Genomic DNA, 9,927 nt, shown 5'->3' with positions numbered 1-9,927 from the left:
GGACTCTATAAAAGGCGCTAGCACGATGCGACTACACGACGACATACATAACTTTTACGAAAAAATTGTGGTTGAAGAAATCATTAAACGTAAACTAGATAAAGTTTACAGTGAAGATGTAATGGCCGATTTTTGTTGCACGGTACTTAATCAATTGCCGCCACGTTATATTAGATACGATGTAGATATGGCCTTTTATTTACCACAAAGTGAACGTATTCACATGGAAGAGCGCGTACAAACCGCTATTGATGTTGCTATTAGCCAAATTTCAAAAAAGAAAGATTTAGATGACCAGCCCACTTGATAACGCCCCTACACATGTAAAACTGGCAGTAGATTTAATTATGCTTTTGGAGCAGCACGAGGTTGCTCCAGAGGATGTATTAAAAGCGCTCGAAATTGTAAAAAGTGACTTTGAACAAAAACAAGCCACCGCTTAGCATTACTCTTTTGTTTGCACTTCGTATTTAGTCACAGTGCCATCGTGTTTGTTACAATCAATTTTAATCTCGCCAAACGTGCGTCTTGGGGTTGTTGAGCGACGGCACGTCATTTTTTGTGCTTTACTGCCATATTGGCTTATGTACAACGCAACGGTTTCGTCTATTTTAAGCTGTTGCGCCGAACTGGCCGCGTTATAAAAGGTATTGTATTGCGCCTGCCAACTTTCAACTCCAGCCTCTTTTGCAACGCCTAGCCACCCCATACCCATGTTAGTAGATTGTGTTAAGTACTGCCCTTTTAAAAACATAAACGACAATGTGTATTGCGCGCTTTTATAGCCAAGTGCTGCAGGGTCTTTTAGGTACATAAAGGCTTGTTTATAATCTCCTTTTTTATACGCTTTTATGCCATTGTACTCATGTTTTTTCATGGTTATGTCATCGTATAAATTAATAGGCGTAGACCCACAACCACTTAATAAACCCACTCCCATAATTGCTGTGATCAGTAAATATCGACTCATGACTATTCCTTTTTTATTATTTTTATATGCGAGTACCGAATCTGGCTTACAGTTAATGCAAAGCCTGTTACTCTGTAAATTAATTTGTATAATTAAAATACTATCATGAGCTTAGCAAGTTTACTTCGGTTATTTTTTCTGGCTGCAATTTGGGGCGCGTCATTTTTATTTATGCGAATGGCAGCAAACAGCTTAGGCCCAGCGGTGTTAATAGAGTTTAGAGTTGGCTTTGCCGCACTCACCCTCTTTATTGTGGCGCTGTACTTAAAACGCCGCTTGGCGTTTACTGCGCAAACAAAGCACTTTTTTATAATTGGCGCACTTAACTCCGCCCTACCCTTTTTACTGTTTGCTTATGCCGCGCAAACGATTAGCGCCTCTACTTTATCTATTTTAAATTCTACAACGCCCATATGGGGCGCGGTGGTGGGCATTATTTGGAGCAAAACCAAACCGACTAAAAGCATGGTGTTAGGTTTGCTGTTGGGTTTAATAGGCGTGGCAATTTTAGTTGGGCAAAATCATTTTGTATTAAATAGTCAGTCACTTATTGCGATTGCAGCAGCGCTAAGCGCCTCCCTGTGTTATGCCATTGCATCCCATTATACAAAAAATGCCCCTAAGCTTGCCCCGTTCGATAACGCACACGGCTCTATGTGGGCAGCCAGCTTTATAGTACTGCCCCTTATACTTTTTATGCCAATGCGCGAAGTACCTAGTACCAACGTTATGCTTGGCGTATTAGCACTTGGCGTGGTGTGTACCGCACTTGCTTATATTTTATTTTTTAAACTTATTGACGATATAGGCCCAACCTCAGCTTTAACGGTCACGTTTTTAATTCCGCTATTTGGCATTTTTTGGGGGCATTTAATTTTAGATGAGCAAATAGGGCCAAATACGTTACTCGGCGCATTATTTGTTATTGTGGGTACTATGTTGGTTACTGGTTTTTTACCACGAAAAAAGCACTTAGCTAAAACAAGCTAAGTGCCTTAAATTTTATATGGCATTAAAGTTTAAACAAATTGTGGGTCTTTTGGCGCGTCGTGGCGGCGCGTTATATAAAGCACACAGTCGGTTTGGCTATTATTGCTATAGGCTCTTACGTGCTCAATAGGCACTGAAAAAGTATCACCTTGGTTAAGCGTTAATACTTCATCACCTAAGTCTATTGTTACGCTTCCTTGATGAACAAATATAACCTCTTCTTCAAAGCGAATATGAGGCGCAACCTGTGCATCAGGTTGTAACTTTAACGCAGAAATATTAAAGCCATGAGGCCAATTTAGCTGTGTTTGAATACATGTTTTGGCGTTTAAATCACCGACTAATGGCGCTTCATATACGCCATCAAACTGGCTAAGGTACGAGCGTTTATTCCAGTTAAAGTTGCTGGCTTTAACCACTGTTTGTGCCAGCTCTTCATCGGTTATTACTCTGTGCTGCGCTATTTGCTCTTGGCTGGTCACTGCCATTGGCTTTACGCCATCGGGGATGGTTTCATTTAACGTGGTATCTACTAAGCTGCCATTTTCTAGCAAAATTAGTCCGTATTCTTTTGCCATGTCAAATACTTGCGGAGCCCAAAGTACTCTACCTGGGTTATCACTTCCAAGTACCGCATATAAATAGCCTACGCCGTCGCCAACATTTTCAAACCCTCTAAATATATCCATCGGGATCGAAATAATATCGCCTTCATTTAAAATTACTTTGGCATCTTTACCGTCAACACCAGTGTAAAAAGCCCACGTACCACTGTGTACTACAAAAATTTCTTCAGTTAAATGGCTATGCTGCGAATTTAAACAGCCTGCAGGTTGGCGCGCACCACCAATATTAAACCCATGAGGAATAGAAATATGCACATGTTGATTTGGGTTTTCGGCAACGCCTGGGCCAATAATTGTAAAGTTTTCTTTTTGATCGCTCCCCGGCGAGCGTGTATCAATAAAGGCATTTTTACACGCAATTAAATCATCGTATCGTACTAACCTATCTGCAAATACACTCATTACTCTCTCCTAAATTGGTTACTGTGCGGTCCAACCGCCATCAATTTTAATACTTGTACCGGTGATCATTGCCGAAAGGCCGCTTAGTAAAAACACACAAGCATTGGCAATATCATCGGTTTGGGCAATTTTTTTCAGTGGGATCATGTCGTAAACAAACTGCTTAAACGTCGCATCTTCTAGCATGGGTTTGGTCATTGGGGTTTCTACAAAGGTGGGGGCTACTGTGTTCACGCGCACATTTTTATCGGCAAGTTCAACCGCCATTGCTTTGCTCAACCCCTCTACCGCATGTTTGCTCATGCAATACAAAGTACGTTTAGGTGAACCTACAAACCCCATTTGCGACGACATATTAACCACCGCCCCAGCGCCAGAATTTATTAGCGCTGGCAGTGCCGCTTGGCTAATTTTGTAAACGCTGCGAATATTCATCGCAATTACGTCATCAATATTTTCATCTGTTTGCTCAAGCATTGGCGCAACCCGATTTATACCGGCGTTATTTAACAGCCCATCGAGTGTTTTTAGCGCCTTTAAACGCTCAAAAAAAGCATCGCTATTTATATCTAGCGGCCAAATTTCTATTTGCTCAGGCGCGTATTGCTGCAGTGTTTGTAAATCACTGAGGGTACGTGCAACTGCAATAACCTGAGCCCCTGCATCTAAGCATTTTTCTACGCATGCTTTACCAATACCTTTGCCTGCACCTGTCACTAAAATGGTTTTACCCACTAAAAGCGTTTTATCAAATCCCATTTGTTCACCTAAATTCTATATTGCATTCGAAGTCATTATTAATTAGAGTGCAGTTAGATGCAAGACATTATTTAACCAATACGTCTCATCAAATGTGTATATAACAACGACTCACTAAGGACACTAGCAATGATAAAGCATTTAAAAAAGGGTCAACCAATTGACTCAAAACAAAAACAAAATCAATCAGTAAGAGATATTGTAGAGAATATTTTAGCGCATGTTGAAACCGAAGGTGACGCAGCCATTCGTGAGTACTCTGAAAAGTTTGACAACTGGACTCCGGAGTCTTTCAAACTTTCAGAAGACGAAATTAAAGCCTGCTATACACAACTTGATGAGCAATTAATTAACGATATTAAGTGGGCGCAAAGCCAAGTACGTAATTTTGCACAAATACAACGTGACTCAATGAAAGACGTAGAGGTAGAAACTCTTCCGGGCGTAACCCTTGGTCATAAACATATCGCTATGGATAGCGTAGGCTGTTATGTGCCAGGTGGTAAATACCCGCTATTAGCCTCTGCGCACATGAGCGTATTAACCGCTAAAGTAGCGGGTGTTAAACGCGTTATAGCCATGGCTCCGCCGTTTAATGGCAAGCCATCACCTGAAATTGTAGTCGCGATGGATATGGCCGGTGCTGATGAAATTTATTGTTTAGGCGGCGTGCAAGCGGTAGCTGCAATGGCAATTGGTACACAAACTATTGCGCCGGTAGATATGATAGTTGGCCCAGGTAACGCGTTTGTCGCCGAAGCAAAGCGTCAGCTATTTGGCCGTGTTGGTATTGATTTATTTGCCGGGCCTACCGAAACCCTCGTTATTGCCGATGACAGTGTAGATGGCGAGCTATGTGCGGCAGATTTACTCGGCCAAGCAGAGCACGGCCCGACTTCACCGGCTATTTTACTCACCAACTCAGAGCAACTAGCTAAAGATACAATCGCTGAGGTGCAAAGGCAGCTTACTATTTTACCCACCGCCGATATTGCAGGCGTAGCATGGGAAGATCACGGTGAAGTAATTGTATGTGACACCTACGAAGAAATGCTGCAAGTTGCCAACGACTTAGCGTTTGAACACGTGCAAGTGATGACCAGCAATACCGATTACTTTAAAGAGAACATGCAAAACTTTGGCGCTTTATTTTTAGGTCCGCAAACTAATGTTTCGTATGGTGATAAATGTATTGGTACAAATCATACACTACCCACAGGTAAAGCTGCGCGCTATACTGGCGGACTATGGGTAGGTAAATTCATAAAAACATGTACTTTTCAGCAAGTAACAGAGCAAGCCTCGGTGGTTGTTGGTGAGTATTGTTCACGATTATGTGCTGCAGAAGGGTTCGCAGGCCACAAAGAACAAGCAGACATTCGTGTAAGACGATATAGGAAGTAAATCTTGAAGCAAAAAAGAGTCACCTCATACGATGTTGCCCGTGTAGCGGGCGTATCGCAATCGGCGGTATCACGTGTTTTTAGACCCGGTTTTAGTGTGTCTAAAAAAACCCGTGAAAAAGTAATCGCAACGGCCAATGAAATGGGCTATCGCCCGAATGCTATTGCCCGTATGTTGATCACCAAACAATCGGGTATGGTTGCGGTTATATTATCATCGCAAGCAAACCTGAATTACCCAGAGGTGCTTTCTGAGCTAAACAGAGAGCTGGCACTGCACAATAAACGTGTGCTGCTCTTTACACTTGATAACGCAGAAGAGCTAGATGAATTACTCGAAAACATATGGACCTTTCAGGTTGATGGTGTAATTGCCCTAGCGGCTCACTTTGATAGTAAAAGCTTAAACTTATTTGCTAAACACAGTACGCCTATTGTGCTTTATAACCGCCATGTGCCTGAGTCGAATGCAAACACCGTTTGCTGTAATCACGACAAAGGCATTAAACAGTTAATTGATTTATTACACGAAGCTAACCATAAATCGTATTTAATTATATCCGGCCCTACCGACTCAGATGTTGCAAACGAGCGCAGAGAAATAGCCGAAAATTATTTACAAACCCTAGGCGTTAAAGACACGCCGGTTATTTATGGTGATTATGGGTATAAATCGGCACGCGACGCACTTAAAAAATGGTTAAAAAAACACCCCAAGCCCGATGCCATAATATGCAGTAATGACGCTATGGCAATTGGCGTAATTGATGAACTAAAAGAAAACTTTTGCATTAAAGTGCCCGACGACATGTCGGTTGTAGGATTTGATGGTATTAATGCCTCCTCGTGGTACAACTATCAAATAACCACAATACAACAGCCAATGAAACAGCTTACTAAAGCCGCTGTTGATATTTTAATGGAGCGCATTGAAAACCCTCAAGCGGCTGCAGAAGTTCGGGTATTTACTGGTTCATTAATTGAAGGGAACTCTATTAAAAAACGTTAAATTAAGGAATTTTTGTGGCCAAAAATCCTGTTTATATTTTACCTGGTACACTGTGTAATGACCGCATGTTTGCAGCGCAAATTAACGCACTGCAAAATGCAGGTTATACACCGTGTGTAATACCCTTCACCGAGCAATCTAGCATTTTGCAAATGGTAGAACTTTGCAAAAAAGTTGCACAAGAGCCGGGCCCATTTATAGGTTTTTCCATGGGCGGAATTGTTGCGCTTGCCCTGTTAAAATCAAACCCTGAGCTAGTTACCTCCTTGTGTTTAATGTCGAGCAATTATTTAGCCGATAAACCTGAGCGCCCTGCAATTAGGCTCAAACAAATTGAACACGCCAAAAGCAGCAGTTTAGAAGCCCTGCTTAAACGTGACTTTTTGCCGCACTACTTTTACCAACCAAATAAAGCCCATGAAGAGACCGTACTTAGCATGGCAAACGATCTGGGTATTAACGCCTTTAGCGCCCAGCTGAGTGCACTTGCCACCCGCGAAGATACGTTAAGCGTAATAAAGCAAAGTACAAAAAAGCTACTCATTATTGGGGGCGAGCATGACCCATTATGCCCGGCAAGTGTTCAGCAAAGTATGCATGAAGCAGCGCCTAATAGTGACCTTGTACTGCTTGGCCATTGCGCTCACTTTGCCCCGCTTGAGCGAAGTAATACGGTAAACACAATTTTATTAGACTGGTTGGAGTCTTTATCATGAATTTAAAGCAAAAGTTAAATGCAAAACAGCTACTGCTAGGTACCTTTATTAAAAGCACGCATTATCATAATACAGAAGTATTGGCTCACACTAACCTTGATGTTCTGTGCCTTGATGCAGAGCATGCGCCCTTTGATAGAGGCGATTTAGATAGCTGCATAATGGCAGCACGTACTAAAAATATGCCCACGCTTATACGTGTTAGTAATACAGACCACGCCACTTTATTAAGTAGCTTAGATATAGGCGCAGATGGCCTTGTGCTGCCGCATATAAAAACCCCCGAACAAGCAAAAGCAATTATTAAAAACTGCTTTTATGGCAATAACGGCCGAGGCTATGCCGGTTCAAGCCGCTTTGCTGGTTACACAACCCATGCCCTAACCGATAATCTAGCAAGCAATAAGTCATCAACCTGTATTATTGCGCAAGTAGAAGATGCCGATGCACTGGATAACATAGAGCAACTGTGCCAAATAGATGAAATAGACTGCATTTTTATAGGCCGTATGGATTTAACTATTTCCCTTGGCGAAACCAACCCAAGTGCCCCTACTGTACTTGAGGCAGTTACTAAAATAGCCAAGGCAGCGGCTAAATATAATAAATGCTGTGGCATGTTTGTAGGTAATTTGAGCGAGCTGAGCCATTGGCAATCATTAGGCGTGAGCTTTTATTTATTAGGCTCAGATCACAGCTTTTTATTAAGTGGCGCTAAGCAATTGCGAGAGCAATTTGAAACAGCAACAGGAGCCCAAAACAATGAACATTCATAATAAAAATAAAGCGTTAATACACGACTTTAGACAGGCTCTGTATAACTTTGATATAAACGCCTTGCATACACAAATTAATACCGTGTTTAGCGATGACGCGCTCATTCAGCTGTGTTACCCGTTTGAAACACTTGCCAACCCTAATGCACTTATTGAGCAAGTTTATTTACCGCTTAGCGAGGCATTTGTAGGCTTAGAGCGCCGCGATACAATAGTTATGGCAGGTAGCTCAATTAACGACTCAGACTGGGTAGGTTGTTGCGGTTATTATACCGGTTCGTTTGAAAAGCCATGGCTTGATATCCCCCCTACTGGGCACCAAGTTAGCATGCGTTTTCATGAATTTTACCGTATTAAAAATAACAAAGTGGTAGAAGTACAAGCTATTTGGGATATTCCCGAAGTAATGATGCAAGCTAAAGTATGGCCGCTTTCGGTAAGCTTAGGTAAAGAGTGGCATGTACCAGGCCCTGCAACGCAAGATGGATTAATCACAAACGAATACAATGAAGAGTACGCAGCACAAAGCTTAAAACTTGTGGGCGGCATGTGTGAGCACCTTGGTTTTTATGCCAAAGGCGGTATAGAGGCCATGAAGCTTGAGCAGTTTTGGCACCCGCACTGTAGCTGGTATGGGCCAAGTACCATAGGCACTGCACGAGGTATAAAAGGGTTTAGAAACTGGCATCAAATTCCGTTTTTAAATGCCCTCCCAAACCGAGTAGGTGATGCAAGTAAAGGCTATTTATTTGCCGATGAAAACTATGTTGGTTTTACCGCATGGCCGGGTATGAGCATGACTATTAGTAATGATGGTTGGTTAGGTATTGCGCCCGCAAATCAGCAAATAACCATGCGTAGTCTCGACTTTTGGCGCGCCGAGAATAACTTAATTCGCGAAAACTGGGTGCTGATAGATATACTTGATGTGTATCATCAAATTGGGGTAGATGTATTCGCACGCATGAAAGAGCTTACCAAAGCGCGCTATTTAAACTTTGCGCCCTAGGGCGTATAAACAAAAAAAGCTCTGTTAAACAGAGCTTTTTTATTACTTAAATAGACTATGCGCCTGGGTTCGCAATACTTTGCGTGCGCTTTAAAATATCTAGGCCTTGTTGTTTTAACCAATAAGGAATATCAATAATGACCCAGTTTTCTACCAGTTTATCGCCCTCGCGGTGATACACATCCACCACGCGCATATCTGCTGGGGTATTAGCACCCGGTAGGCCTAAAAAGCCCCCAATGGCCGTGTTAGTTAAGTTAGGCCAGCCAAAAAAGCAGGCAAACTCATCTTCAGCAAACCGGCAAATATGGCCGTTAAATACTTTACCCGTTAACCCTTCTCTAAATGGATACATGTGCTGCTGCTGATAACGCTTAATTGTGTAAGTAGCGCCAATGCCTGCTGGGCCATACCACACCATGTTTTCATCCCAGGTTTTACCAAGCACTTCGGGCGGGCACGTATCAACGCCACTTTTATTAAGCGCGGTTAGGTTATCAATCATTTGATTTACCAGCGCCATTGTTTTTTCGCTTTGCTCATCACTACTTTTCCCCAAACGAATACCATCGTGCGTACGCGGCCCGGGATACGTAAAATATTGCCCAGTAGAGAGCGGCAGCGGGTTTAAACCTACTCGCATCATAAGGCCAATAATATCGACAAAAAAACCGGTCTGAATTATTTTTCCGTCTTTAACACAGTTAAATTCGGCATAGCGCAAAGTGGCAAGCTTATGGGTTGGCGCAATACCTAGCCAATCTTTATCAAATAAGCCCATAAAATGGCCCATGCTCATCACCCACTGGCCACCGTCGGCTTCGCTTTGCCCAGCAATAAAAATATCCTCACGGCGCTGCAGCGCACTAAACGAGCTAAATAATGGCTGCCAAACTTGGGCAATTACATCATTCGCACACTCAAGCTCATTAAACGGGTGCACCCCTTTAAAGCTGTATTCATTGGCCATAAACTCATTAAATACGGCTTGTAAATCATTGCCTTGTGCTTTTTCTAATGCAGTATGAAATTGACGAACTAGTTGTTTATCTTTAAGTATATCTGCCATGATTATTCCTCATTGTTTGCGCAGTCAAATTAATGTCTTCAAACCGCCGTTAAACACACTTTAACAAAATGTATTGCATTTAAAGAGTAATTAAAAGCCTGTGAATAGTAAGTTATAAATTGCTTTAAAATAATACTAATGAGAATTGACTTCGAAGTCAAAGTGATTCATGATGATTCAAAATAAAAAATACAAATA

Annotated in this window: 12 protein-coding genes; 8 read left to right on the top strand and 4 right to left on the bottom strand. The window is 42.1% G+C overall.

The window, feature by feature from the left end:
• The first annotated feature begins 25 nt into the window (after positions 1–25).
• Positions 26–307 (top strand): late competence development ComFB family protein, encoded by a 282-nt coding sequence (locus OIZ54_RS13560; RefSeq protein ID WP_004585951.1) that lies wholly within the window; start codon positions 26–28, stop codon positions 305–307.
• A complete protein-coding gene (gene rsmS / locus OIZ54_RS13555) occupies positions 291–443 on the top strand; it encodes a pleiotropic regulatory protein RsmS (protein WP_024033713.1) in 153 nt (50 codons plus the stop codon). Before OIZ54_RS13560 ends, rsmS begins: the two co-directional genes overlap by 17 nt.
• 2 nt (positions 444–445) lie before the next feature.
• On the opposite strand, the gene OIZ54_RS13550 is transcribed toward rsmS, so the two are convergent.
• On the bottom strand, positions 446–970 hold the full coding sequence (locus OIZ54_RS13550) for a sel1 repeat family protein (protein WP_264390606.1): 525 nt from the start codon (positions 968–970) through the stop codon (positions 446–448).
• A gap of 105 nt (positions 971–1,075) precedes the next feature.
• Here OIZ54_RS13550 and OIZ54_RS13545 point away from each other — a divergent pair, with 105 nt between their 5' ends.
• Positions 1,076–1,960: a DMT family transporter gene (locus OIZ54_RS13545; protein WP_264390605.1), complete on the top strand. Its 885-nt coding sequence runs from the start codon at positions 1,076–1,078 to the stop codon at positions 1,958–1,960.
• A 29-nt stretch (positions 1,961–1,989) separates the two neighbouring features.
• Here the strand turns inward: OIZ54_RS13545 and OIZ54_RS13540 are convergent, their stop codons facing one another.
• Entirely contained in the window at positions 1,990–2,988 is a 999-nt protein-coding gene (locus tag OIZ54_RS13540; protein WP_264390604.1) for a cupin domain-containing protein, read from the bottom strand.
• An 18-nt stretch (positions 2,989–3,006) separates the two neighbouring features.
• Positions 3,007–3,747: an SDR family NAD(P)-dependent oxidoreductase gene (locus OIZ54_RS13535; RefSeq protein ID WP_264390603.1), complete on the bottom strand. Its 741-nt coding sequence runs from the start codon at positions 3,745–3,747 to the stop codon at positions 3,007–3,009.
• Positions 3,748–3,876: 129 nt separating this feature from the next.
• On the opposite strand from OIZ54_RS13535, the gene hisD reads away from it, so the two are divergent.
• The 5 genes from hisD to OIZ54_RS13510 are packed head-to-tail and all read left to right on the top strand — an operon-like array spanning position 3,877 to position 8,660.
• A complete protein-coding gene (hisD, locus tag OIZ54_RS13530; RefSeq protein WP_024033719.1) occupies positions 3,877–5,151 on the top strand; it encodes a histidinol dehydrogenase in 1,275 nt (424 codons plus the stop codon).
• Positions 5,152–6,159 carry a LacI family DNA-binding transcriptional regulator gene (locus OIZ54_RS13525; RefSeq protein ID WP_024033720.1) on the top strand — a complete coding sequence of 336 codons (1,008 nt, stop codon included), beginning with the start codon at positions 5,152–5,154 and terminating at the stop codon, positions 6,157–6,159.
• A gap of 14 nt (positions 6,160–6,173) precedes the next feature.
• Entirely contained in the window at positions 6,174–6,875 is a 702-nt protein-coding gene (locus OIZ54_RS13520) for an alpha/beta fold hydrolase (protein ID WP_264390602.1), read from the top strand.
• The gene (locus tag OIZ54_RS13515; RefSeq protein ID WP_264390601.1) at positions 6,872–7,651 is read left to right on the top strand and encodes an HpcH/HpaI aldolase family protein; all 780 of its coding nucleotides are present in this window, start codon (positions 6,872–6,874) and stop codon (positions 7,649–7,651) included. Before OIZ54_RS13520 ends, OIZ54_RS13515 begins: the two co-directional genes overlap by 4 nt.
• On the top strand, positions 7,638–8,660 hold the full coding sequence (locus OIZ54_RS13510; RefSeq protein WP_264390600.1) for an ester cyclase: 1,023 nt from the start codon (positions 7,638–7,640) through the stop codon (positions 8,658–8,660). The genes OIZ54_RS13515 and OIZ54_RS13510 overlap by 14 nt, the downstream gene beginning before the upstream one ends.
• Before the next feature lie 55 nt (positions 8,661–8,715).
• Here the strand turns inward: OIZ54_RS13510 and OIZ54_RS13505 are convergent, their stop codons facing one another.
• The gene (locus OIZ54_RS13505) at positions 8,716–9,729 is read right to left on the bottom strand and encodes an ester cyclase (RefSeq protein WP_264390599.1); all 1,014 of its coding nucleotides are present in this window, start codon (positions 9,727–9,729) and stop codon (positions 8,716–8,718) included.
• Between the last annotated feature and the right edge of the window lie 198 nt (positions 9,730–9,927).

The organism is Pseudoalteromonas sp. A3 (assembly GCF_025942345.1).
GTDB classification, from domain to species: Bacteria; Pseudomonadota; Gammaproteobacteria; order Enterobacterales; family Alteromonadaceae; genus Pseudoalteromonas; species Pseudoalteromonas atlantica.
The sequence above is the reverse complement of the archived record's forward strand: the minus strand, read 5'-3'. Positions and strand labels throughout refer to the sequence as shown.

Bases quoted from the DNA above. Each gene is read 5' to 3' on its own strand.
- OIZ54_RS13510 (WP_264390600.1), top strand. From the start codon at position 7,638: ATGAACATTCATAATAAAAATAAAGCGTTAATACACGACTTTAGACAG.
- OIZ54_RS13545 (WP_264390605.1), top strand. From the start codon at position 1,076: ATGAGCTTAGCAAGTTTACTTCGGTTATTTTTTCTGGCTGCAATTTGG.
- OIZ54_RS13560 (WP_004585951.1), top strand. From the start codon at position 26: ATGCGACTACACGACGACATACATAACTTTTACGAAAAAATTGTGGTT.
- OIZ54_RS13540 (WP_264390604.1), bottom strand. From the start codon at position 2,988: ATGAGTGTATTTGCAGATAGGTTAGTACGATACGATGATTTAATTGCG.
- OIZ54_RS13535 (WP_264390603.1), bottom strand. From the start codon at position 3,747: ATGGGATTTGATAAAACGCTTTTAGTGGGTAAAACCATTTTAGTGACA.
- OIZ54_RS13550 (WP_264390606.1), bottom strand. From the start codon at position 970: ATGAGTCGATATTTACTGATCACAGCAATTATGGGAGTGGGTTTATTA.
- hisD (WP_024033719.1), top strand. From the start codon at position 3,877: ATGATAAAGCATTTAAAAAAGGGTCAACCAATTGACTCAAAACAAAAA.
- rsmS (WP_024033713.1), top strand. From the start codon at position 291: ATGACCAGCCCACTTGATAACGCCCCTACACATGTAAAACTGGCAGTA.
- OIZ54_RS13505 (WP_264390599.1), bottom strand. From the start codon at position 9,729: ATGGCAGATATACTTAAAGATAAACAACTAGTTCGTCAATTTCATACT.
- OIZ54_RS13515 (WP_264390601.1), top strand. From the start codon at position 6,872: ATGAATTTAAAGCAAAAGTTAAATGCAAAACAGCTACTGCTAGGTACC.